We start from the raw sequence: 22810 nt of genomic DNA, 5'->3' as shown, positions 1-22810 counted from the left end.
CGGTCAAGCAGGACTTCAGTGCGTCCGCACCTCGTACGTCGCCACCGTCACCGTCTCGTCGTCCAGGCACTTCCCCGACTCCAGGTCGAAGCGCTGCTTCAGGAGCGGCGAGGCGACGAACGGCCGACCCTGGTGGGTGCCGGTCAGACCGCGGGAGAGGACGGCGGCGCCGGAGAACGGGTCGCGGTTGTCGATCGCGTACATCCGGCCCGCGCGGTCCAGGAAGAGGGCCACCTGACGGCCGTCCGGCAGCAGGGCGGCCACGCCACGGCCGGGCATCAGCACGGACAGGTCGCAGACGGTGAACCAGCCGTCGTCCAGCTGGAGTTGGACCGTCATCGTCGTCGTCTCGGGTGCGAGCGTCATCGCTGGGCGCTTCCTTCCAGGGGGCGCGTGCCGATGGTCAGCAGCGGCAGGTCGGGCTTGATCTGGTCGCGCTCGGGGACGAAGCCGACGACCGGGTCGGGGGTGTCCGGCGCGTTCACGAAGGAGACGAAGCGGGACAGCTTCTCCGGGTCGTTGATGGTCTCGGACCACTCGTCGCGGTAGTTCGCGACGTGCGCGGTCATCAGGGACTCCAGCTCCTCGCAGATGCCCAGCGAGTCGTTCACGACGACGTCGCGCACGTGGTCCAGGCCGCCGTCGATCCGCTCCAGCCAGGTGGAGGTGCGCTCGAGCCGGTCGGCCGTACGGATGTAGAACATCAGGAAACGGTCGATCAGGCGGATCAGTTCGGCGTCGGACAGGTCCTGGGCGAGCAGGTCCGCGTGGCGCGGGGTCGCGCCGCCGTTGCCGGCCACGTACAGGTTCCAGCCGTTGGCCGTGGCGATCACGCCGAAGTCCTTCGACTGGGCCTCGGCGCACTCGCGGGCGCACCCGGAGACCGCCGACTTGAGCTTGTGGGGAGACCTGAGTCCGCGGTAGCGCAGCTCCAGGTCGATCGCCATGCGGACCGAGTCCTGGACGCCGTAACGGCACCAGGTCTGCCCGACGCACGACTTGACCGTCCGCAGCGCCTTTCCGTACGCGTGGCCCGACTCGAAGCCCGCGTCCACCAACCGGGCCCAGATCAAGGGGAGTTGCTCGACGCGCGCGCCGAACATGTCGATCCGCTGACCGCCCGTGATCTTCGTGTAGAGGCCGAAGTCCCTTGCCACCTCGCCGATCACGATGAGCTTCTCGGGGGTGATCTCGCCGCCGGGGATGCGCGGCACGATCGAGTACGAGCCGTTCTTCTGCATGTTGGCGAGGAAGTGGTCGTTGGTGTCCTGGAGCGAGGCCTGCTCGCCGTCCAGGACATAGCCGTCCGCGCCGATCGTGGGCGCCAGCGAGGCGATGATCGAGCCGACCGTGGGCTTGCAGACCTCGCAGCCGTCGCCGCCGCGCGCGCTCTCGCGGCCGTAGCGGTCGAGGAGGTCCTGGTAGGTGTTGATGCGCAGGGCGAGGACGATCTCGTACAGCTCCTCGCGGGTCTGCGAGAAGCAGCCGCACAGGCCCTTGTCGACCTGGACGCCGCTCGCCTCCAGCTCGGCGGTGACCAGCTGGCCGAGGACCTTGACGCAACTGCCGCACGTCGTACCGGCCTTGGTGCACTTCTTCACCTCGGGCACGGTCGTGCACTGGTGGTCGGTGACCGCGCCGCGGATCGTGCCCTTGGTGACGTTGTTGCAGGAGCAGATGATCGCGTCGTCCGGCAGCGCGGTCGGGCCGAGCTGGACCGGGGCGCCGGAGCCGGCGGGGAGGACCAGCGACTCGGGTGAGACCGGCGGGACCGAGCCGGTGAAGGCGCGCAGCGTGCCGTACGCCTCCGCGTCGCCGACCAGGATGCCGCCGAGCAGCGTGCCGTCGCGGCCGATGACCAGCTTCTTGTACAGGCCCGCGCGGGAGTCGGAGTAGACGACGTCGAGGCAGTCCTCGGCGGCGCCGTGCGCGTCGCCGAAGGACGCCACGTCCACGCCGAGCAGCTTGAGCTTGGTGGAGAGGTCGGCGCCGGTGAACTCCGCTTCGTCCTGGGCGATCGTCGCGGCCGCGGCCTCGGCCTGCTCGTAACCGGGGGCCACCAGGCCGTACACCCGGCCGTCCGCCGCCAGCGCGCACTCGCCGATGGCGAACACGTGCGGGTCGGAGACCGTGCGGCACTGCTCGTCGACCGCGATGCCGCCGCGCTCGCCGACCGTCAGACCGCAGTCGCGGGCCAGCTGGTCGCGGGGGCGGACACCGGCGCTGAACACCACCAGGTCGGTGGCGAGTTCGGATCCGTCGGACAGCTTCATGCCGGTGACGGCGCCGGCCTCGTCGACCACGATCTCCTGCGTGCCCACACCCGTGTGGACGGACAGGCCCATGTCCTCGATGGTCCGCAGGAGCGCGGCGCCGCCGCCCTCGTCGACCTGCACCGGCATCAGGCGCGGCGCGAACTCCACGATGTGGCTGGTGAGCCCGAGGCCCTTCAGCGCGCCCGCGGCCTCCAGGCCGAGCAGGCCGCCGCCGACCACGGCGCCGGTCGTGCGGGTCTTCGCGTACTCCTCGATGGCGAGGAGGTCCTCGATCGTGCGGTAGACGAAGCAGCCCTCGGCGTCCTTGTTCGGGACCGGCGGCACGAAGGGGTACGAGCCGGTGGCGAGGACGAGGGTGTCGTACTCGAAGACCTGGCCGGACCTGGCCGTGACCTTCTTCGCCTCGCGGTCGACCGTCTCCGCCGGGTCTCCGACGTACAGCTCGATGCCGTGCTCCTCGATGAACGCCATGTCGGTCATCGAGAGGTCCTCGGGCGTCTTGCCCGAGAAGTACGAGGTGAGCGCCACGCGGTCGTACGCGGGACGCGGCTCCTCACACAGCACGACCACGCGGTGCGTGGCGGTCATGCCGCGCTCGGCGAGCGCTTCGAGGAAGCGCTGGCCGACCATCCCATGGCCGACGAGCACGATCGTGGGGGTGGCCCCCAGGGTGGCGGTCATCAGGAGCCTCCATCGTTGGTAAGCAGGTGGAGCAGCGGTGCGCCGTCCGTGGGGAGCGGCTCTGCTCCCTCCCAGGCGCGGGCGAGCGCGCCGACGGTGCCGAGCTCGCCGACGAGGACCCCGCCCACCAGGCGGTCGTCGCGGACGACGACCTTGCGGTAGGTGCCGCGGGTCGCGTCGGCCAGCTGGATGACGTCGTCGCCGGGGCGCGGGGTGGGCTCCCCGAAGGCGGCGAGGTCGAGGGGGGTGCCGGAGGCGGCGAGGGTCAGCCGGGTCAGGGCACGGGTGCCGGTGTACCCGGTGGCGCCCTCTCCCGTTTCCGCTCCCGCTCCCGATCCCGTTCCCGCGAGCAACTCGGCCAGGACATCGGCCTGTTCGAGCGCCGGCGCGGCGAGACCGTAGACATTGCCGTCGTGTTGCGCGCAGTCGCCGATCGCCCGGATGTGCGGGTCGGAGGTGCGCAGCTCGTCGTCGACGATGACGCCCTTGTGCACGGCGAGGCCCGCGTCCTGGGCCAGGCCCACCCGCGGGTGCACGCCACAGGCCAGCACCACCAGGTCGGCGTCGAGCGCATACCCGTCGGCCATCTCGACCGAGCGGACCGCGCCGCCGGCGCAGCGCACACCGCGCACCCGGCACTCGGTGTGCACCTCGACGCCCAGGTCCTTGAGGTGCCGGAGCACCAACTTGGATGCGGACGGGTCGAGTTGACGTTCCATCAGCCGTTCGGACTGCTGGGCGAGCACCACCTGCGCGCCGCGCTCGGCGAGCGCCCGGGCGGCCGAGACGCCGAGCAGACCGCCGCCGATGACGACGGCCCGGGTGTCCTGCCGTACGGCCTTGGACAGGCCGAGGCAGTCGTCCATCGTGCGGAACGCGTGGACGCCTTCGGGCAGTTCGTGCCGGTCCGGAGTGAACAGACCCCGCAGGGGCGGAAGGACCGGGTTCGAACCGGTGGCCAGGACCAGCGTGTCGTATGCGATCACCGAGCCGTCGGCGAAGTGGACCTGCCGCTCCGCGCGGTCGATGTGCACCGCGCGGCCGCGGGTCAGCCGCTCGGGCGTCGGGAGTGCGATGACCTCGGGCGCATAGCGCCCGGCCAGGACCTCCGCGAGCAGGACCCGGTTGTACGGGGTGTGCTCCTCGTCACCGACGAGCACGGCGGGCACGCCGAGCTCTCCGAGCCGGCGGGCGAGCCGTACGCCCGCGAGGCCGGCGCCGATCACCACCACACGCGTATTCGAGGTCATGTATCGCAGCGTGCGGTGCCGGTGTTACCCGGCCGCATCACGACTGTTTCCCGCGGGGAACGCTGCCCTCAGCGGAGCCGGGACGGGGATGTGAGGGTTTTCGGCGGGCGGGGCAGGGGCGCGGTGAGGTGGGCCGGGTCGAAGCGGTCCCGGGGAGAGGTGGGGTTTCCCGAACCCCCGGGTTCCGTGCGAGCACCATCGATCACGGGCCCTCGTCCCGGAAACCTTGAGGTGTCGGGTCACCTGCGCATACAGCGCGTGCCCACGCATGCACGCGTACGCGCATACACACGTACACAGGGGAGTGAAGCATGGCCGCCGTCCAGAAGCCGTACGTCCGGGACGCCGCCGCCGTACGGGCCTGGCAGCTCGTACGCGAACCGTTCACCGCGCGGACCTGGCGGCGGGTCGCGTACGCGCTGCTGGCCGTGCCGGTCGCGCTGGTCAGCCTGCCCGTGGGGCTGCTCGGCGGCCGCCCGGCAGGGCGCTGGCAGCGGGGCCTCGTCCGGCGCTTCCTGGGGGTGGAGCTGCCCGGCTCCTCGCGAGGCGTGGCCCACGCGCTGCTCGCCCTGCCCCTGAACCTCGCTGTGGCGGTCGTCACGCTGTTCGGCTGGTCGGTCGTCCCGATGAACCTCGGCTGGCCGCTGCGCGGCGGCGACCCGGCCACGGCCTGGGGCGGGCCGACCTTCGCCGGAGCGTGGGCGTTCCACGCCGCGGTGGGCGGTCTGGGCTTCCTGCTGCTCATGCCGTGGCTCGGCCGCGCCCTCGCCGCGCTCCAGGTCCGTCTCGCGACGGCACTGCTCTCCTAGGTTGATGACATGCACCGGCTTCGCGCACTCGTGGCCTTCCCCTTCGGCCCCAGGGCCCTCGCGACGCTCCTCTATGCGGTGATCGCCCTCCCCCTGGCCCTGGTGGGGTGCGTCCTGACCCTCGTGGGGCTGCTGCTCGGCGGCGCCCTGTCGGTGACGACGCTGGGGCTGTGGCTGATCGCGGTCACCGTACGGGGAGCGCTCGGTCTCGGCAGGCTCCAACGCGGGCTCGCACGGCGCCTGTTGGGTCTGGAGATCGAGGAGCCGGAGCATCGGGCGGGCGCCGGGATCCTGGGCTGGCGGCGCGTTCTGCTGAGCGACCCCGGCGGGTGGCGGGCCGTCGCCTGCGCGCTGACCACGCCCTTCACCGCCGCCCTCGCGTTCGCCGCCGTCGCCGTGGGCTACGTCTATGGCCTGCAGACCGCCCTCCACCCGCTGCTCAAGCAGGTGAACTACACCACGGTCTCCGACGGCGACGGCGACGGCTCCGTACGCCGTGTGTCGCTCGAGGTCTTCGGCGTTCAACTCGACTCCTGGCCGCGCTGGTTGATCCCCGTATGCGCGGGCCTCCTGCTGCTGGCCACCGCCTCCTGGCTGCTGCGCCATGCCCTCGCCCCGCACCGCATGCTGCTCACCGCCACGCTCGGACCGAGCGAGGAGGACCGCCGCATCCGCACCCTGGAGGAGACGCGCGCACAGGCCGTGGACGAGGCGGTGGCCACCCTCCGCCGTATCGAGCGCGACCTGCACGACGGCACGCAGGCCCGCCTCGTCGGACTCGCGATGCATCTCACCATGATCCGCGAACTGATCGGCGCGGACGCCGACCGCGAACGCCTCCTCGCCGTCGTCGACACCGCGCAGGGCAACGCCAAGCAGGCCATCGCCGACCTGCGCCACCTCGTCAAGGGCATCCACCCGCCCGTACTGGACCAGGGCCTGGACACGGCCCTCGCCACCCTCGCGGCGGACAGCGCCCTGCCCGTCGAGGTCGTCACGGACATCGGAGCCCGCCCCACGCCCGCCGTCGAGTCCATCGCCTACTTCTGCACGGCGGAACTCCTCGCCAACGCGGCGAAACACAGCGGGGCGTCCGGCGCCACGGTGCGGGTGACCGCCCACGACGGGCTGCTGCGGCTCGACGTCCGCGACGACGGACGCGGGGGCGCGGCGATCGGCGCGGGCTCGGGACTCACCGGTCTGCTGACCCGCGTACGGACCGTCGACGGCACCCTCACCTGCGACAGCCCGCCGGGAGGCCCTACGGTGGTCACCGTCGAGCTGCCGTACTGAGCTGAGCTGCCGTACTGAGGTGCTTTGCCGAGGTGCTTTGCCGAGCCGGCCTACTGATCACGAGGGGCATATGCGCGTTGTCATCGCCGAGGACTCCGCCCTCCTGCGCGACGGGCTGGTCCAGCTCCTCCAGCTGCGGGGTGTGGAGGTCGCGGCCGCCGTCGGGGACGCCGAAGCGCTGCTGGCAGCCGTGGCCGAGCACCATCCGGACGCCGCCGTCGTCGACATCCGGCTGCCGCCGACCCAGACCGACGAGGGGCTCCGGGCGGCCGTACGGCTGCGCGCGGACCACCCCGGCACGGGCGTGCTGATCTTCTCCCAGTACGTCGAGACGAAGTACGCCGCGCAGCTCCTGGGCACCAACCCGGGCGGGGTCGGCTACCTCCTCAAGGAACGGGTCGTCGACATCGCCGAGTTCGTCGACGCGCTGGAGCGGGTCGCCGCGGGCGGCACCGCCCTCGACCCCGAGGTCGTCGCCCAGCTCTTCGGCGCGAGCCGCCGCGCCACCGCCCTGGACGCCCTCACGCCCCGCGAACGCGAGGTGCTCGCGCTGATGGCGGAGGGCCGTACGAACCACGCGATCGCCGCGTCCTTCACCGTCTCGGAGCGGGCCGTCGAGAAGCACATCGCCAACATCTTCACCAAGCTCGACCTGCCCCCGTCCGACACGGGGAACCGGCGGGTACTGGCGGTGCTGCGCTACCTGGAAACGGCGAGCTGACGCCCTTCTTCCGTCGCTTTTCTGCCGTGGCTCTCCTGACCTCCTCCTGAACCTCAGAAGATCCTCAAGGTTCACAGGATTCATGGACGGCACATCTATCCCGTCCATAGGGTCGCGATCATGCCCGACATATCGCTGACCATGGTCGTTGTCCTGTGCCTCGCCGCTCTCGCGGCCGGCTGGATCGACGCCGTGGTGGGCGGCGGCGGGCTCCTGCTGCTCCCCGTGCTGCTGCTCGGGCTGCCGAACTCGGGATCGGCGGCCCAGTACGCGCTCGGCACCAACAAGGCCGTGGCGATCGTCGGGACGACGGGCGCGGCGGTGACGTACGCGCGCAAGGCGCCCGTGGACGTCGGCACGGCCGTACGGATCGGTCTCGCGGCGCTCGCCGGTTCCACGGGCGGGGCGTTCGTCGCCGCCGGGATGAGCACCGAGGTGCTGAAGCCGGTGGTCATGGTCGTGCTGCTCGGCGTAGGCACCTTCGTGATCATGCGGCCGGCCTTCGGTACGGCGCCCTCGACCGCCCCGGTCTCCCCGCGTCGCGTCCTGGCCGCGATCGGGCTCGCGGGCCTCGGCATCGGCTTCTACGACGGGCTCATCGGCCCCGGCACGGGTACGTTCCTCGTGCTCGCCCTCACCGCGCTCCTGCATCTCGACCTGGTGACCGCCTCGGCCACTGCGAAGATCGTCAATTGCTGCACGAACGCGGGTGCCCTAGCCGCATTCGCCTGGAAGGGCACGGTGTTCTGGCAGCTGGCCGCCCTGATGGCCGTCTTCAACCTCGTCGGCGGGACGGTCGGGGCACGCACCGCGCTCAAGAAGGGCAGCGAGTTCGTACGGGGCGTTCTGCTGACGGTGGTGTTCGCGCTGGTGGCGAAGCTGGCGTACGACTTCTGGCTCTGACCCCGGTTTCAACGACTTCCCGTGAGGTGGGCGAAGACGACCACGTTGCCCTGGTAGCCCGTCGCCGCCGAGTAGCCGCCTCCGCAGGTGATCACGCGCAGCTCCGGGCGCCGAGCGGCCCCGTACACCTTCTCGTCCGGGAAGTCCCGGGCGTCGTACACCTCGATCGCGTCGACCGAGAAGAGGGCGACCGTGCCGTCGAGGCGCTCGATCTCGATGGTGCTGCCCTTCTTCAGGGCGCCGAGGCGGTAGAAGACGGCGGGTCCTTCGGCGTTGTCGACATGCCCGGCGACGATCGCGGTGCCCTTCTCGCCGGGCGTGGTGCCGGCCTCGTACCAGCCGGCGAGGTTGTTCCTCGCGGCCGGCGGCACGTCGAGGCTGCCCTGCGGGGTGAGGCCGAGGCCGGTGAGGGGGGCGTCCACCCGGATGGAGGGGATACGGACGCGGTCGGGCGGGGAGGGCGGGAGCGGGGCGGCGGCGGGTCGGTCCACATGGGCGCCCGCGCGGGCCTGCGCGGCCGACGGCTGGGGTGGGGCGTGCGTCTCGGCGCCGCTGCGCAGGAGCCAGGCGCCGCCGAGGAGGGCGACGGCGGTGACGGCGGCTATGGAGATGTTGCTGAACCGGCGCACGCAAGCCTCCTCTCCGGCTCTTCGGTTGACGGACGTGGGGCCCTGACTTCGGCGGCCTCGGCACTTCGGCGAGTTCGGCGACTTCGGATGACGCTGTGGTCCCGCGTCCCCCTCCGGGCCGCGAGGGGCGTCGGGCCCGGAGGGGGAGGGGAAAGCGGTACCGGTGGACAGCGGAGGGTGTCCGTCAGATCCCGTCGCCTCTCGCCCGGCGATGCAGGAGCCAGGTACCGCCCGCGGCGGCGACGGCCAGGGCCGCCACTCCCGCCGCGGTCTGCACGGGGTCGGGGCCGAGTGCGCCGCCGACCCCCGTCTTCACACTTCCTCTCGGGTGGACCTGCTGCCTGCCCTCCCGGGTGGAGGTGAGCGTGATCACCAGGTCGCCCGCCATCCGCGTACCGCTCGAGCAGCGCGCGACGATCTCGTACGTGCCCGGTTGCGCGGACGGCGGCACCCTGAACTGCCCGACCGCGTTGCCCTCGTGCGCGCTGGGCACCAACGTGAACGCTCCCGCACCGACGGCACCGGCGTCACCCGACACCGTGTCCTCCACACCGCACGCCGCCGTGTTCACGATGACCTCGGCGCCGGGGGCGACGGTGGCGGGGTACACCTCCAGGGACCCCGGGTCCGGAGACGCCGAGGCCGAGCTGTACCCCGAGGCCGCCCCGTACGCGGGGGCCGCGGCGAGCCCGGCCGCGGCGACGGCGAGCGCGGTACCGGTCAGCAGACGGGCTGTGCGCATCGTGCTTGCTCCTCCGAGAGGGCACGACCCGCGGCACCCCCATGTGCCGCTGCGTCGATCATGCCCCTGCCTTAACGAGGTAAGTGGCAGTCGGGGGTGTACGCCTCCTGATGGGGCGTCAGAAGTGAGGTGAATGGGTGTCAGGTGAGGGTGGCGGGCGGCGGGGGCGGCCGGGTTTCAGCAGGTCACCGGCACCTCTCGGGCGTGTCGGCAAAAAGAACGCGAAGGGAGCGGGCGGCGCGTGTGAACGGGTGACCGGCTCTGACCGGCTCCCTTCGGCGACGACTTGACCTCAAGTTTGGTTCAGGTATGAGGCTGGGCGCCATGAACTCCACCAAAGACATCCCTGTCTCCCTCCCCGCTCCCCTCAAGGTCGCCGTCATCGTCGGCAGCAACCGGGAGGGCCGCTTCGGTCCGGTGGTCGCGGACTGGCTCCTGGGCCGGCTCCGCGAGCGCGACGACCTCGCCGTGAACGTCGTCGACACCGCCGACGTACGGCTGCCGACGGCCCTGTCCTACTCACCCTCCGAGGAGGTGAGGGCCGAGCTCGGCAAGGTCACTCCGATGCTGGCCGACGCCGATGCCTTCATCGTCCTCACCCCCGAGTACAACCACTCCTTCCCCGCCTCCCTCAAGACCCTCATCGACTGGCACTTCCACGAGTGGCGCGCCAAGCCCGTCGCCTTCGTCTCCTACGGCGGCCTCTCGGGCGGCCTGCGCGCCGTCGAACAGCTCCGCCAGGTCTTCGCCGAACTCCACGCCGTGACGGTCCGCGACACGGTGTCCTTCCACAACGCGGGCGCGTCCTTCGACGACAAGGGCAGGCACAAGGACCCGTCGGCGGCGGACGCGGCGGCGAAGACGATGCTCGACCAGCTGGCGTGGTGGGCGCTGGCGCTGAGGGAGGCGAAGTCGGCGCGGCCGTACGGGGGTTAGCCCGCGCGATACGGACGGCCGAGGCCGGGTCCGGGAAGTGATTGGAAGATTTGGGACGGCTCGGGCACCCCATGACCAGGCCTTGCCGGGATCATTCGTGTCCCAGATCTTCCGATCCCACCGCGGCTGACACGGCACGGCGACTTGAGTTACCCGGCTCCGTGCTCGGCCAAGGCCTCAGCCACCGTCCGATGCGCCACGGCGGCGAGTACGGGATTCGTGACCCGGTAGTAGTGCTCGGCCACCAGCCCGAAGCACAGGGCCCAGCCCCGTCCCCGGGCCCAGGTCGCGTCGTCGACGTCGGCTGCCTCGCGGAACAGGGTGCGGGTCTCGGGGGTGAACACGGCCCAGGCAGCGAGTACGTCGGCTGCCGGGTCGCCGATGCCGAGGCCGCCGAAGTCGATGACCGCGGTGAGCCGGCCTCCCCGGGCCAGCAGGTTGCCCGGCAGGAGGTCGCCGTGGAGCCAGACGGGATCGCCGTCCCACTGGGGGAGGCGCAGGGCCTCCTCCCAGGCGGCGGTCGCGACGTCCCCGTCCAGCGTGCCGTCCGCGCCAAGGTCACGGATCGCGGCGCGGACGTCGTCTTCTTCGTCGTCGTCGGTGAGCGGCCCGCCGCGCCAGGACGGCGGCCCGCCGCTGGCGTCGACCTTCCGCAGCGCGGCGACGAAACGGCCCAACTTGACTGCTGCGTGCGCGAGTTCAGCGGGGTCGGTGAGAGGTGCGTCGTAGATGTTGTCGCCGTCCAGCCAGCGGAACACCCCCCCACGGCAGCGCGTAGCCCTGCCCGGGCGCCCCCTTGGCGAGCGGCACCGGCACGTCCAGTGGCAGATGCGGCGCGAGCCGCGGCAGATACCGCTGCTCCCTGTCCGCCGTCTTGGCCCCGCCGGGCAGCCGAGGCAGCCGTACGACCATGTCGTCGCCCAGCCGGTACATGGCGTTGTCGGTCCCGGCGGAGACGACCTCCTTCACTGGGAGCCCGGCCCACTCGGGGAACTGCTCCGCGACCAGTCGGCTGACGAGCGCCGCGTCGATGTCGAGTTCGTCGGGGTGCATCTTCGCGCCGGTCATGGCCCTCCGTAGATCGTTGGACGAGTCGGACGGCGGAGCGTATCCAGGCGGGCTGCTTCATCGCCACGACTTTTCGGTCTGTCGACTTCGACCACCCGTGGTCAGAGCGTCGGAAGCGGTTCACCCGTGCGCGGCTCCCGCTTCTCGATCAGCCAGAACAGGTAGCCGCGCAGGTAGCTGTCCAACCCGTCGTCCAGATAGGCCGCGTACCGCCGCCGTGCTTCCCGCACACTCGCGGCGACGCTCGTTCTGGTCGTCCGCGAGAACCTGACGCGTGAGCGGCCGCCCAGGTCTCAACGCCCGGGCGGCCGCTCAGCCGCGTGTCAGGTCAACTCACAAGACCAGCCGGTCAGTTCACCGACACCGCCGACCAGGCCGCCCCCACCGCCCGGTACTCCGCACTGTCCGCCCCGTACAGATCCTTCGCCGCGTTCAGTGTGGCCGTCCGAGCGCCCGCGTACTTCGTCGACGACGTCATGTAGACCGTCAGCGCCCGGTACCAGATCGCGCCCAGCTTGGCCTTGCCGATGCCTGTCACCGTCGCGTCGTTGCAGGTCGTGCCGTTGTGGGCGGCGCCGCCGATGGTCTTCGGGCCGCTGCCCTCCGCGAGGAGGTACGCGAAGTGGTTGGCGACGCCCGAGGAGTAGTGGACGTCGAGGTTGCCGACCGTGGGGGTCCAGCAGTCGGCGGAGTTGCCGTCCTTGGAGGGCTGGTCCATGTAGCGGAGGGCGGAGCGGCCGAAGCTGGACTTCACGATCTTCTCGCCGATGAGCCAGTCCCCGGGATCCGAGGGGTTGTTCGCGTAGAACTCGACGAGGGTGCCGAAGATGTCCGACGTCGCCTCGTTCAGGCCGCCGGGCTCGCCCGAGTACGTCAGGGCCGCCGTCTTCGATGTCACGCCGTGTGACATCTCGTGGCCCGCCACGTCCAGCGAGACGAGCGGTCCGAAGGTCGTTCCGTCACCGTCCCCGTACGTCATGCAGAAGCAACTGTCGTCCCAGAAGGCGTTGTTGTAGGCGCTTCCGTAGTGCACACGGTTGTACGAACCCTTGCCGTCGCCCGCGATACCGCTGCGCCCGTGGACCTTCTTGTAGTAGTCCCAGGTCGTGTTGGTGCCGTACTGCGCGTCGACCGCCGCCGAGGCGCGGTCCGAAGTCGCCCCGCTTCCCCAGTGGTTGTCGGCGTCCGTGAAGACGGGCGCGGCGGCGCGCCCGTAGCAGATGATGAGGAGGCAGGAGTCTGTCTTGTTCTTGGTGTCGCCGGTGTATGTGTTGCCGCGAGTGGGGTCGGTGAGCTGGTACGTCGATCCGGACTGTGTCGTCTCCAGCGGGACCGTGCCGCTGTAGAGCGACCGGCCGTCGCCGGTCGCCGTCTCGATGCTGTCCCAGGCGTCGATCTGCTTGCCCGTCACGGCGTCGGTGAGGACGACCCGGGCGACCGGGTTGCCGAGCGAGTCCTTGCCCGCGGCCTCGGTACGCCAGGCCAGCTTGGGCGCGCCGTGCAGGGCGTCAACCACCAGCTGAGGCTTGGCGGTCACCTTGCGGAGCGTCTCGCCGACGTTCGCGAGGCGCAGCGCCGCGGCGGCCAGGTCGGCGGCCTTCGGGCCCGACACCGACGGCTCGACGCTCGTGAGGGAGAGCGGGCGCGTGGTCGCCCGGTCGGCGCTTCGGTAGTCACCCGCGGACGTCATGTGGACCACGAAGTCGCCGCCCAGCACGGGAAGTTGGCGGTACGTCCGGTCGTAGCGCACGTGCTGCATGCCGTCCGCGTCGACGATCACATCGCGGACCTTGGCACCCTGCGCGGAGGTGAGACCCAGCCGCGCCGCCTGGTCGGCGATCACCGCCGCCGCGTTGCCCAGAACGGTGTCCCGGGTCGGTCCGTCTGCCGCCCCCGCGCGCGGGGTCAGTGCGCCCGCCAGCAGGGCGGTGGCCGCCGCGGATATGCCGACGGTGGCGAGGCGTGAACCTCGGATGTGCCGATTACGACGACTCATCGAACTCCTCGGGGAGACACGCGAAAGGCGTGGTGGTGGGGGGAGTGGGGAAGGGGCGTGAGGGGTGGAGGGGATGGAAGGGGGGGGCGGAGAGGGGAGTGGGGGACGCGGATGTCCGCACAGTTCTAGGTGGCCAGGCCGTGTCATGTCCATAGCGGATGACTGGGGGTTGTGTGAGGGGTGAGAATCGTTTCTGCAAAGGTCTGGCGAGGCCTGAATGAGAGGATGATTATGGCTGCGACTGACTGGCTCACCGTCCTGACCACGACCGATGCCCAGGAGAAGGCGGAGACGCTCGCCCGCGGCGCGGTCGAGGCCCGCGTCGCCGCCTGCGCGCAGATCGCCGGGCCGGTCACGTCCGTCCACCGCTGGAAGGGCGAGATCGAGACCGCTCGGGAGTGGCAGGTGCTCTTCAAGACGACGGACCTGCGGTACGCGGAACTGGAGGGGTATCTGCGCGAGGCGCACGACTACGACACCCCGGAGATCATCGCGACGCCGGTGGTGCGGGGGAGCGCCGAGTACCTGAAATGGCTGGAACGGGAGACGGCGGGGTGATGCGGCTGCCCTTCTTCGTCTACGGGACGCTGCTCCCCGGCGAGCACAACCACGACCTCTTCCTGCGCGGCCGTACGGTCTCCGAGGTGCCGGGACGGCTCACCGGCGCCGTGCTGTACGACGGGCCCGGCTATCCGTACGCCGTCGAGGAACCCGGCGGCGTGGTGTGCGGGGAACTGGTCACCGCCGACCCCGACCAGTACGGCCGGCTCCTCGGCGCTCTCGACCGGTTGGAGGACTACGCACCGGGCGACCCCGGCAACGTGTACGAGCGCCTCGCCAGAGACGTGACCCGCGAGGACGGGACGAGCGTCCGGGCCTGGGTGTACGTGGCCGCGCCCGCCGTCGCGGCGGATCTGCGGGCGCGGGGGAAGCTCATCGAAGGGGGCGACTGGCGGGCGCGGTGAGAGAGCGCGCGGGGCGGCGGCCGAGGCCCGCGGCGGGTCCGGCCCGGGCCCCTTCGCCGCCGGGCGGCCCGGCTCCTTCGCCACCGGACGGCCCCCACCTGCCGCAGGAGCCCCCAGCGCTACCGGTGCGATCGGCTGGGCCGAGCCCGCGATTCACTCCTCGCAGGTCAGCCGCACCAACAGCACCCCAGGAGCCTCCGCCGGCTCCACCCGCAACCCCGCCCCGTCCCACTCCACCAACCCCGCCGGCGACGGCGACGGCGCCGGATGCAGGATCTCCACCCGTACGTCCCCCTGCCCGGCCAAGTGCGGTACGGGCAGCACCCGTTCGGAGTCGCCCCCTCGCCGCCAGACCGAGAGATACGTGGGCCCCGCGACCGGCGCCCGCAACCCCAGCGCGACCCACTCGTCCGACCACCCCGGCAGCCCGAGCGGCCAGAACGGCACCGCGGTCCGCAGGTCGCCGCGGATGGCCTTGTACGTCGTCAACGCGTCCCGCACCAACCCCAGCTGACTCTCCGTCATCTTGTCGAGATGGCCGGAGAGATGGACTCGCCCGAGCAGCGCCGAGCCGAGCGTGAAGTTGATCTCGGCGTCGGAGAAGGCCGGTTGAGGGTACGCCCAGACGGCGCCCTGCTCCGGCGGTACGGCGGTCGGTGCGGCGGCCGCGATGGGCGGGTAGCGCAGTGGGTCCTGCTGGTCGGAGGTGGACTGCAGCTGGGCGAGGGCCAGGGAGGCTCCGTCCATGCGCATGCCGCCGGACGCGCAGTTCTCGATCACGAGCGTGGGATGACGGTCCAGGACGGACGCCAGCCAGGCCAGCCACGCCCGGGAGTGCTCCAGCAGCCCCGGCGCGGACGTGGTGATGTTGTAGTCGAGCTTGAGATACCCCACGCCCAACTCGCCGATCAGCCGGTCGACCGTCTTGTCGAGGTGGGCGCGGGCCGCCGGATGGGTCAGGTCCAGCTGGTGGCGGCCCTGTTCGGTGACCCGGATACCGCCCTCGTGGCGCAGGAACGCCTCGTCGGGCAGCTCGTGCGCCACGGGACTGCGGACGCCGACGACCTCCGGCTCCAGCCACAGCCCCGGCACCATCCCGCGCGAGCGAACGTGGTCGAGCACCGCGCGGAGGCCGCCGTCGGGGAAGCGCCGCTCGGACGGCTGCCACGCGCCGACACTGTCCCACCAGCCGCCGGCCTCGTCGCCGGCCTCGTCGTCGTACCAGCCGGCGTCGACGCAGAAGTACTCCGCGCCCGCCTCCGCCGCCGCGTCGATCAGCGGCAGCAGCTTCTCGGCGGTCGGGTCGCCCATCAGCGTGTTCATGTAGTCGTTGAAGACGACGGGCAACCGCTCGTGGTCCGGGTGCGGGCGGCGGACGAGCCGGCGGTACGACGTCAGCGCGGCCAGCGCCCCGTCGAAGCCCGCGCCCAGCGCCAGCGCCGCCCACTCGCCGGTGAACTCCTCACCGGGACCGAGCACTTGGCGCCACTGATGCTCGTCGGCGTCCGGTCCGCTCAGCGCGAGGTACGTGTGCCGGCCCGCCTCGCCCGCCCGCCACTGCCAGCTCGCCGCCGACTCGATCTGCCACAGCCAGCCGCGTCCGTCCGTCCGGTGCGTGAACGCGCCCATCGCCAGATGCCCGTCGGTGGGCCAGCTGCCGCGCCCGGCGAGCCGCACCACGGCCCCGCTGTCGTGCTCGTGCAGCTCCCGGCCGATGTCGGGGACGGCGGCGCGCAACGGCTCGTCGTACCAGCGGCATTCGGCGAGCCAGTCGTTGCGCGCCCGGAACACGCGCAGTTCGTCGGGCGAGGGCAGCCCGCCGAGCAGCAGACTGCCGACCGAGCGCACGGTGACCGGTGCGCCGCCGTCGTTGCGCAGCCGGACCCGGGAGCGCAGCACGGGCACGCCGTCCGGGGAGGCGTACTCGGCGCAGACGGTCAACCCGCGTGCCGGGTCCAGGAGTTCGACCACCAGGTGGTGCCACCCTTCGCCGTACGTCGCGTGATGCGCGCGGTACCTCAGGCGCTGACCGAGCGCCGTGCCCGTGAAGCGCGGCCCCGACCAGCCGCTGCCTTCGCCGAACAGGGTCAGTTCGACGAGTGGCAGCGCGGCGTCCGCGGCCCGCTCCGCCTCGGGGTCGCCGGGCCTCGTCACGCGCACCAGCCGGGGCGTGTCCCCGTCGAAACCGAAGTCGAAGTCGACGGTGAGCCCGGAATGGCCCCAGCGGTAGCCATAGTCCCGCGCCGAGTGCCGCGTCAGGTCCCGTGTCATGAAGTCCCCCCAGCCGGTCCGGGGCCCGATCCAGGCCACGGTCCCGAGCTCTCTCGTACGATCAACTCCGGTTCCGCACAAGGCTCCTGTGCCGGGGCCGACGGATCAAGCAGCCGCCGCAGCAGCCCGAACGCCGTACGCCCGAGTCCCTCGAAGTCCAGCCGCACGGTCGTCAGCGCCGGAGCCAGATACGCCGACGCCGGCATGTCGTCGAAGCCCACGACGCTCAGATCCCGGGGCACGGCCCGCCCCGTCTCCCGTGCCGCGCGCAGCACGCCGAGCGCCACATCGTCGTTCCCGCACAGCACGGCGGTGACGTCCGCGCGCTCCAGCAGCGAGCGCGCCGCCAGATGGCCCGAGCGGGGCGTCCACCCGCCCTCCACCGGCTCCGGCTCCGCGACACCGGCCTCCCGCAGGGCGTCCCGCCAGCCCTCGGTGCGCTGCGCGGTCCGCGCGGTCGACGAGGGGAGGGCGAGGTGGTGGACGGTCCGATGGCCGAGGCCCAGCAGATGGCGGGTGGCGCGGGCGGCCGCGAGCCGGTCGTCGAGCCACACATGCCGGGGCCCGGGGTCCACGCCAGGCGGCCGCTCGACCACCGCCGCCACCGGCACCTCGGGAGGCAGCAGCTCCAGCGCCCGTACGCCCGCCGCGTCGAAGGCGATCACGATCACCGGCTCGCCCGGCCGTACGAGCCGCGCCCGCAGCTCGTCGGCGTCCGGTGCCGCGTTCCGTGCGAGCACGCTGATCGAGACCGCGAACCCGGCCGTGCGCGCCGCCTCCTCGATACCGCGCAGCGCCGACGCGTTGCCGTACAGGGAGGTGTCGGAGGTGAGCACGGTGAGCGAGCGCACGGCCTTGCCCGCGAGTTCGCGCGCGGCCTGGTTGGGCCGGTAGCCGAGCTCGCCGATCGCCGTCATCACCCGCTCACGCGTGGCGTCGGCGACGCGTTCGTTGCCGTTGATGACGCGCGAGACGGTCTGGTAGGAGACACCGGCCGCGCGAGCGACGTCCCGAATTGTGTGACCGCTCACGCAAACCTCCCTGGTACCCCGAGCAGCCGAGGATATGCCTGAGTTGAGGGTGTGACAGGTGTTGACATGGCTGGTGTCGGCGGGAGAATCATGCGCTGAATGTGACCGTTCACACAAGAGTCGTTCACCCAGGAGTCCAGGAGCCGCGACATGACTCGACGAACGCGCACCAGACGATGGACCACCCGATGGACCGCAGCACTGCTCACCCTCGCGCTCTCGGGAGGAGTGATGTCCGTGACCGCCGAGGCGCGGACGGACCGGGCGGCCGCCGCCGCCCGCCTGACCGTCGACCTCGCCGCGTCGGAGGGCCCCGTCATGCGGGGCGCGAACGGCGCGCTGTACGGCCTGAGCGACGACGGAGTCCCCAGTGACGCCGCCCTCGCCCCCCTCAAAGTGACGAGCGTCTCCCAGAAGCCGGAGGGCGGCCTCCAGCACCCGAACGGCGACGCCGTCACCGTGTCCAAGTCGTTCCTCCGCAACGGCGGCGGCGACGTGCTCGTGCTCATGCAGGACATGTACCAGAAGTGGCCGTACGAGGATCTCGGTATCGAGGACTACCTCACCAAGGTCGACGCGATCGCCAAGAATCTGGCCGGGGCCCCGCACAGCGAGCGCTTCGTCTACGTGCCGTTCAACGAACCCGACCAGATCTGGTACAACCTCGGCGTCTCCGACCAGGCCACGTACGAGAAGAACCGCGACCGCTTCCTCAAGGACTGGAAGACCGTCTACGAGCGCATCCGCGCGATCGACCCGGACGCCAGGATCGCCGGCCCGAACGAATCGGGCTACCACACACGGCTGTTGACGGACTTCCTCACCTTCGCGAAGCGCGAGAACGTCCTGCCGCAGATCACCACCTGGCACGAACTCGGCCCGAACTCCCTGCGCGACTTCCAGGGTCACTACGACGACTACCGCTCGATCGAGAAGTCCCTCGGCATCGAGCCGCTCCCGGTCAACATCGACGAGTACGCCAACCGCCGCGACCTCTCCGTACCCGGCCAACTCGCCCAGTGGGTCTCGATGTTCGAACGCAACAAGGTCTACGCGAACCAGGCCTACTGGGACGCCGCGGGCAACCTCTCCGGCAACGTCGTCCGCACCAACATCCCCAACGGCGGCTGGTGGTTCTTCCGTTGGTACGCGGGACTGACCGGCGACACGGTGAAGGTGACCCCGCCGTCGCCGAACACCGTCGACACACTCCAGGGCCTCGCCTCCTACGACACGTCGCGCAGGCAGGCACAGGTACTGCTCGGCGGCGCCGCGGGCGACACGGACGTGGTGGTCCAGCACGTCGACCGGAAGGTCTTCGGCCGCTCGGTCACCGCGACCGTGGCGGAGGCGGCCTGGTCCGGGTACGAGGGCGCGCACGCTGCTCCGCAGGTGCTGAAGCGCGTGAAGCTGCGAGTGGCGGCGGACGGCACCGTGACCGTGCCGCTGACCGGCCTGCGGCAGATGTCGGCCTACCGAGTCGCCCTCACCCCGGCCGGCTCCGGCACCCCCGCGGCCGCCCACGTCCCCTGGTCGGCGTCGTACGAGGCCGAGAGCGCCACGATCACCGACGGCCGCGTCTACACCCAGGGCACGGTCTCGAACGCCAACGGCTACGCCACGTCCGGCACGAAGGACGTCGGCTCGCTCAACTCGCCCACCAGCAAGGTGGAGTTCGCCGTCTCGGTGCCGCGCACGGGCACGTACGATCTGTCGATCCTGTACGGCAACCAGAGCGGTACCCCGTCCACCCAACTGCTGTCCGTGGACGGCGCGGCGGCCACGCCGGTGGCGTACCCCTCGACGGAGAACTGGACCTACCGCGGGCGTAAGACGGTCCCCGTCTCCCTCACGGCGGGCAGCCACACCCTGACCCTCGCCAAGGGAGACACGGGCGAGGCGACACTCGACCGCATCGACCTGACCGCGCACACCACCCCGTCGGCCTCCTACGAGGCGACGCTCGCGGACATCTCCGGCAGCCCGGCGTACGACTACCGCGACGCGTCCGGCACCGGTACGGGCGCGCTGCGGCTCGGCTCCGGCGACAAGGCGGTCTTCGACGTGTACGCGCCCCGCGACGGGTACTTCACGGTGACCCCGCGCGCGTCGGCCCCCGTCCGGCTGTCGCTGCACGGCGAGACGGTGACCGCACACCCCGGCAAGCCACTGCGGCTGTACCTCGTGGCGGGCAACAACCGTGTGACGGCAACCGGTTCGGGCGGCCCGGCGGGCGTCTCACTCCGCTCGCTCGACGTGACCGGCTCCGGCTCGACACGCGGCACGCTCCCGTACGAGGGCGCGGCGGCGACACTGGCCGGGGGAGCACGACTCGTCGACTCGCCCTACGCGTCGGCGGGCTCGTACATCGGATGGCTGGGCAACTCGGCGTCCAGCACGGCCCAGTTCAAGGTCGACGCCCCCAAGGCGGGCCGTTACGTCCTCGTCGTCTCGTACGCCAACAACGACCGCCGCGACAACGGCCACGCCTACAACACGGACATCGTGTCCCGCACGGCGACGGTCACAGTGGGCTCCGAGTCCCAGACGGTGACCTTCAAGAACACGTGGAGCTGGGACGACTACTGGACGCTGGGAGTGCCGGTGGAGCTGGCAAGGGGCTCCAACACGATCACCTTCGCCAATGCGTCGGCCTGGGCGCCGAACATAGACAAGGTCGAACTGGCCAAGGTGCAGGGCTGAGGGCGCCCCTCTAGGGGCGCGGGGCTGTGTCGATTTGCGGCTCCGCCGCGTGGGCGCGACCAGCCCCCACCGGCCCGCGGCCTCAACACGACCTAATCGACCCGCTCCAAGCGAACCGCACAGGCCTTGAACTCCGGCATCCGCGAGGTCGGGTCGAGGGCCGGATTGGTCAACGTGTTGGCCCGCCCCTCACCCGGCCAGTGGAACGGCATGAACACGGTGTCGGGCCGAATGGAGGTGGTGATCCGCGCGGGCGCCACCGCGCGCCCGCGCCGGGACACAACGGCGAGGGGCTCCCCCTCGACGGCCCCGAGCCGCTCGGCAAGCCGGGGGTGCAGCTCCACGAAGGAGCTGGGCGCGGCGGCGTTCAACTCGTCCACCCGACGGGTCTGCGCACCGGACTGGTACTGGGAGACCACCCGCCCGGTGGTCAGCAGCACCGGATACTCGTCGTCCGGCTCCTCCGCCAGCGGCCGATGGCTCACGGCGACGAAGCGGGCACGGCCGTCGGGAGTGTGGAACCGGTCGAGGAAGAGGCGCGGGGTGCCGGGATGGGCTCCGGGCTCCTGAACCCCACCCGGAGCGGAGTTACGAGCGGGGCTGGGCCCGGCGGGCGTCGCGGCGACCACGTCGTCTGCCGCGTCGCCCGCCGGGTCGTCAGGGAGGCCGTCGAACGTGGCGTCCTCACAGTCCTCCGCGGAGCCGCCCGCGGAGCCGCCCGCGGAGCCGTCCGCGGAGTCGTCCGCCGGGCACGGCCAGAACACCCCGTTCTCCTCCGCCAGGCGGCGGTACGTGATGCCCGAGTAGTCGGCCGGTCCGCCCGCGCTGGCCCGGCGCAGCTCCTCGAAGACCTCCTCCGGGTCCGTGGGGAAGCCCTTCTCCACGCCCAGGCGGGCGGCCAGTTCATGCATGACGTGCAGGTCGCTGCGGATGCCCTCCGGGGGAGTGATCGCCTGCTTGCGCAGCAGCACACGGCCCTCGAGGTTGGTAGTCGTGCCGCTCTCCTCGGCCCACTGGGTGACCGGGAGGACGACGTCCGCGAGCTCGGCGGTCTCGGACAGCACCACGTCGGCGACGGCGAGGAAGTCCAGCGACTTCAGACGCTCCTCGATGTGGGCGGCCCGGGGCGCGGACACCACCGGGTTCGAGGCCATCAGCAGCAGCGCGCGGATGTCCGTACCCATGGCGTCCAGCAGCTCGTACGCGCTGCGGCCGGGCCCCGGCAGCGAGTCGGGGTCGACGCCCCAGACCTCGGCCACGTGACGCCGGGCCGCCGGGTCGTCGAGCTTGCGGTAACCGGGCAACTGGTCGGCTTTCTGGCCGTGTTCACGTCCGCCCTGCCCGTTGCCCTGCCCGGTGAGACACCCGTACCCGGAGAAGGGCCGCCCCGGACGCCCCGTCGCCAGACAGAGGTTGATCCACGCGCCGACCGTGTCCGTGCCCTTGGAGTGCTGCTCGGGCCCGCGCGCGGTGAGCACCATCGCGGACTCGGGCTCGCAGAACAGCCGTACCGTCTCGCGGAGTTGAGGAACGGAGACACCGGTGATCCGCTCCACGTACTCCGGCCAGTGCGCCATCGCCGCGGCCCGCGCCTCCTCCCAGCCGCTCGTACGCTCCTGGATGTACGCCTCGTCCGTATGCCCCTCCGCCACCACCAGGTGCAACAGGCCGAGGGCCAGGGCGAGATCGGTACCGGGGCGGGGTGCGAGGTGCAGGTCCGCCTGTTCGGCGGTGCGGGTGCGGCGCGGGTCGATGACGACCAACTTGCCGCCGTTCTCCTTGAGTTCGGTGAAGTAGCGGAGAGCGGGGGGCATGGTCTCGGCGAGGTTCGAGCCGACGAGGATCACGCAGCCCGTCTTCGGGATGTCCTCCAGCGGGAAGGGCAGGCCCCGGTCCAGGCCGAAGGCCTTGATTCCGCCGGCCGCCGCGGACGACATGCAGAAGCGTCCGTTGTAATCGATCTGCGAGGTGCCGAGCACGACCCGGGCGAACTTCCCGAGCGTGTACGCCTTCTCGTTGGTCAGCCCGCCTCCGCCGAACACCCCGCACGCGTCCGGGCCATGCTCCGTACGCGTGCGGGACAGCTCCTCGGCGATCCGGTCGAGCGCCTCGTCCCAGGTGGCCGGGCGCAGGACGCCGTCCGACCGGATGAGCGGGGAGGTCAGCCGTACCTGGGACGAGAGCAGTGCCGGCGCGGTGCGGCCCTTGCCGCAGAGCGCGCCCCGGTTCACCGGGAAGTCCGAGCGCTCCGTCACGTCGACGACACTGCCGCTGCCGTCCGATGCGGGCGTCAGGTTCATGCCGCACTGCAGCGCGCAGTACGGGCAGTGGGTGGGCGTCACGGAGGTCTGCATACCACTCAGCGTGCGTCGGCCGTGTTACGCGCCGGAACGCTCCCCGTTACGCGGCAGGCACGGATGCCTCCCGGCGGTGACCGGGCGGGCGTGAGGGTTTTTCGCCCCCGCCGCCCCTACCCGTCCCATCCCCTGGGGCTCCGCCCCAGACCCCGTCGGGGGCCAGCCCCCGAACCCCCGCT

The 22810-nt window shown here is 71.6% G+C and carries 20 protein-coding genes; 8 read left to right on the top strand and 12 right to left on the bottom strand.

What is annotated here, in order from left to right; all coding sequences use genetic code 11:
- Positions 1–15 precede the first annotated feature (15 nt).
- From nirD to GAS53_RS32650, 3 genes are read right to left on the bottom strand one after another with little or no spacing between them, the layout of a single operon-like run.
- Positions 16–366: a nitrite reductase small subunit NirD gene (gene nirD / locus GAS53_RS32660; RefSeq protein WP_151481324.1), complete on the bottom strand. Its 351-nt coding sequence runs from the start codon at positions 364–366 to the stop codon at positions 16–18.
- Positions 363–2957 (bottom strand): nitrite reductase large subunit NirB, encoded by a 2595-nt coding sequence (gene nirB, locus GAS53_RS32655; protein WP_151481323.1) that lies wholly within the window; start codon positions 2955–2957, stop codon positions 363–365. The genes nirD and nirB overlap by 4 nt, the downstream gene beginning before the upstream one ends.
- Positions 2957–4207 (bottom strand): NAD(P)/FAD-dependent oxidoreductase, encoded by a 1251-nt coding sequence (locus GAS53_RS32650; RefSeq protein WP_151481322.1) that lies wholly within the window; start codon positions 4205–4207, stop codon positions 2957–2959. Before GAS53_RS32650 ends, nirB begins: the two co-directional genes overlap by 1 nt.
- 311 nt (positions 4208–4518) lie before the next feature.
- On the opposite strand from GAS53_RS32650, the gene GAS53_RS32645 reads away from it, so the two are divergent.
- The 4 genes from GAS53_RS32645 (at position 4519) to GAS53_RS32630 (ending at position 7933) form a co-directional block, all read left to right on the top strand.
- Entirely contained in the window at positions 4519–5016 is a 498-nt protein-coding gene (locus GAS53_RS32645) for a hypothetical protein (RefSeq protein ID WP_151481321.1), read from the top strand.
- Between the two features lie 9 nt (positions 5017–5025).
- On the top strand, positions 5026–6309 hold the full coding sequence (locus GAS53_RS32640; RefSeq protein ID WP_151481320.1) for a sensor histidine kinase: 1284 nt from the start codon (positions 5026–5028) through the stop codon (positions 6307–6309).
- A 70-nt stretch (positions 6310–6379) separates the two neighbouring features.
- On the top strand, positions 6380–7030 hold the full coding sequence (locus tag GAS53_RS32635) for a response regulator (RefSeq protein WP_151481319.1): 651 nt from the start codon (positions 6380–6382) through the stop codon (positions 7028–7030).
- 120 nt (positions 7031–7150) lie between these two features.
- The gene (locus GAS53_RS32630; protein ID WP_151481318.1) at positions 7151–7933 is read left to right on the top strand and encodes a sulfite exporter TauE/SafE family protein; all 783 of its coding nucleotides are present in this window, start codon (positions 7151–7153) and stop codon (positions 7931–7933) included.
- 8 nt (positions 7934–7941) lie between these two features.
- On the opposite strand, the gene GAS53_RS32625 is transcribed toward GAS53_RS32630, so the two are convergent.
- Both GAS53_RS32625 and GAS53_RS32620 read right to left on the bottom strand, forming a co-directional pair.
- Positions 7942–8562, bottom strand: a complete 621-nt coding sequence (locus GAS53_RS32625; protein ID WP_151481317.1) for a class F sortase — start codon at positions 8560–8562, stop codon at positions 7942–7944.
- A 184-nt stretch (positions 8563–8746) separates the two neighbouring features.
- Complete coding sequence (locus GAS53_RS32620) at positions 8747–9304, bottom strand: hypothetical protein (RefSeq protein ID WP_151481316.1); 558 nt, start codon at positions 9302–9304, stop codon at positions 8747–8749.
- 309 nt (positions 9305–9613) lie between these two features.
- On the opposite strand from GAS53_RS32620, the gene GAS53_RS32615 reads away from it, so the two are divergent.
- Entirely contained in the window at positions 9614–10240 is a 627-nt protein-coding gene (locus tag GAS53_RS32615; RefSeq protein ID WP_151481315.1) for an NADPH-dependent FMN reductase, read from the top strand.
- Between the two features lie 149 nt (positions 10241–10389).
- Here GAS53_RS32615 and GAS53_RS32610 read toward each other — a convergent pair whose 3' ends face one another.
- The 4 genes from GAS53_RS32610 to GAS53_RS32605 all read right to left on the bottom strand — a co-directional run bounded on the left by GAS53_RS32610 (position 10390) and on the right by GAS53_RS32605 (position 13304).
- Entirely contained in the window at positions 10390–10998 is a 609-nt protein-coding gene (locus GAS53_RS32610) for a phosphotransferase (RefSeq protein ID WP_318723286.1), read from the bottom strand.
- On the bottom strand, positions 10940–11308 hold the full coding sequence (locus GAS53_RS58090; RefSeq protein ID WP_318723285.1) for a phosphotransferase: 369 nt from the start codon (positions 11306–11308) through the stop codon (positions 10940–10942). The genes GAS53_RS32610 and GAS53_RS58090 overlap by 59 nt, the downstream gene beginning before the upstream one ends.
- 101 nt (positions 11309–11409) lie before the next feature.
- Positions 11410–11538, bottom strand: coding sequence for a hypothetical protein (locus tag GAS53_RS57720; protein ID WP_263974182.1), 129 nt, complete (start codon positions 11536–11538; stop codon positions 11410–11412).
- Positions 11539–11657: 119 nt separating this feature from the next.
- Positions 11658–13304 carry a M4 family metallopeptidase gene (locus GAS53_RS32605; RefSeq protein ID WP_151481314.1) on the bottom strand — a complete coding sequence of 549 codons (1647 nt, stop codon included), beginning with the start codon at positions 13302–13304 and terminating at the stop codon, positions 11658–11660.
- A 231-nt stretch (positions 13305–13535) separates the two neighbouring features.
- Between GAS53_RS32605 and cutA the strand changes: the two genes are divergently transcribed.
- Together cutA and GAS53_RS32595 are read left to right on the top strand one after the other, a co-directional pair.
- A complete protein-coding gene (gene cutA, locus GAS53_RS32600; RefSeq protein WP_151481313.1) occupies positions 13536–13862 on the top strand; it encodes a divalent-cation tolerance protein CutA in 327 nt (108 codons plus the stop codon).
- Positions 13862–14269, top strand: coding sequence for a gamma-glutamylcyclotransferase family protein (locus GAS53_RS32595; protein WP_151481422.1), 408 nt, complete (start codon positions 13862–13864; stop codon positions 14267–14269). The genes cutA and GAS53_RS32595 overlap by 1 nt, the downstream gene beginning before the upstream one ends.
- A gap of 153 nt (positions 14270–14422) precedes the next feature.
- Here GAS53_RS32595 and GAS53_RS32590 read toward each other — a convergent pair whose 3' ends face one another.
- Both GAS53_RS32590 and GAS53_RS32585 read right to left on the bottom strand, forming a co-directional pair.
- Positions 14423–16540, bottom strand: a complete 2118-nt coding sequence (locus GAS53_RS32590) for a glycoside hydrolase family 36 protein (protein WP_151481312.1) — start codon at positions 16538–16540, stop codon at positions 14423–14425.
- The gene (locus GAS53_RS32585; RefSeq protein ID WP_225859231.1) at positions 16537–17571 is read right to left on the bottom strand and encodes a LacI family DNA-binding transcriptional regulator; all 1035 of its coding nucleotides are present in this window, start codon (positions 17569–17571) and stop codon (positions 16537–16539) included. Before GAS53_RS32585 ends, GAS53_RS32590 begins: the two co-directional genes overlap by 4 nt.
- Positions 17572–17802: 231 nt before the next feature.
- Here GAS53_RS32585 and GAS53_RS32580 point away from each other — a divergent pair, with 231 nt between their 5' ends.
- On the top strand, positions 17803–20274 hold the full coding sequence (locus GAS53_RS32580; RefSeq protein ID WP_151481420.1) for a CBM35 domain-containing protein: 2472 nt from the start codon (positions 17803–17805) through the stop codon (positions 20272–20274).
- Between the two features lie 92 nt (positions 20275–20366).
- Here the strand turns inward: GAS53_RS32580 and GAS53_RS32575 are convergent, their stop codons facing one another.
- Positions 20367–22628, bottom strand: a complete 2262-nt coding sequence (locus tag GAS53_RS32575; protein ID WP_151481311.1) for a molybdopterin oxidoreductase family protein — start codon at positions 22626–22628, stop codon at positions 20367–20369.
- Positions 22629–22810 lie beyond the last annotated feature (182 nt).

Source organism: Streptomyces albicerus (genome assembly GCF_008905045.1).
GTDB lineage: Bacteria > Actinomycetota > Actinomycetes > Streptomycetales > Streptomycetaceae > Streptomyces > Streptomyces albicerus.
This window is presented reverse-complemented; position numbering and strand designations above follow the sequence as displayed.

Coding starts and splice junctions, on each gene's coding strand:
- GAS53_RS32615 (WP_151481315.1), top strand. CDS start 9,614: ATGAGGCTGGGCGCCATGAACTCCACCAAAGACATCCCTGTCTCCCTC.
- GAS53_RS32575 (WP_151481311.1), bottom strand. CDS start 22,628: ATGCAGACCTCCGTGACGCCCACCCACTGCCCGTACTGCGCGCTGCAG.
- GAS53_RS32595 (WP_151481422.1), top strand. CDS start 13,862: ATGCGGCTGCCCTTCTTCGTCTACGGGACGCTGCTCCCCGGCGAGCAC.
- GAS53_RS32640 (WP_151481320.1), top strand. CDS start 5,026: ATGCACCGGCTTCGCGCACTCGTGGCCTTCCCCTTCGGCCCCAGGGCC.
- GAS53_RS32590 (WP_151481312.1), bottom strand. CDS start 16,540: ATGACACGGGACCTGACGCGGCACTCGGCGCGGGACTATGGCTACCGC.
- nirD (WP_151481324.1), bottom strand. CDS start 366: ATGACGCTCGCACCCGAGACGACGACGATGACGGTCCAACTCCAGCTG.
- GAS53_RS32645 (WP_151481321.1), top strand. CDS start 4,519: ATGGCCGCCGTCCAGAAGCCGTACGTCCGGGACGCCGCCGCCGTACGG.
- GAS53_RS32630 (WP_151481318.1), top strand. CDS start 7,151: ATGCCCGACATATCGCTGACCATGGTCGTTGTCCTGTGCCTCGCCGCT.
- GAS53_RS58090 (WP_318723285.1), bottom strand. CDS start 11,308: ATGACCGGCGCGAAGATGCACCCCGACGAACTCGACATCGACGCGGCG.
- cutA (WP_151481313.1), top strand. CDS start 13,536: ATGGCTGCGACTGACTGGCTCACCGTCCTGACCACGACCGATGCCCAG.
- nirB (WP_151481323.1), bottom strand. CDS start 2,957: ATGACCGCCACCCTGGGGGCCACCCCCACGATCGTGCTCGTCGGCCAT.
- GAS53_RS32605 (WP_151481314.1), bottom strand. CDS start 13,304: ATGAGTCGTCGTAATCGGCACATCCGAGGTTCACGCCTCGCCACCGTC.
- GAS53_RS32580 (WP_151481420.1), top strand. CDS start 17,803: ATGTCCGTGACCGCCGAGGCGCGGACGGACCGGGCGGCCGCCGCCGCC.
- GAS53_RS32620 (WP_151481316.1), bottom strand. CDS start 9,304: ATGCGCACAGCCCGTCTGCTGACCGGTACCGCGCTCGCCGTCGCCGCG.
- GAS53_RS32635 (WP_151481319.1), top strand. CDS start 6,380: ATGCGCGTTGTCATCGCCGAGGACTCCGCCCTCCTGCGCGACGGGCTG.
- GAS53_RS32650 (WP_151481322.1), bottom strand. CDS start 4,207: ATGACCTCGAATACGCGTGTGGTGGTGATCGGCGCCGGCCTCGCGGGC.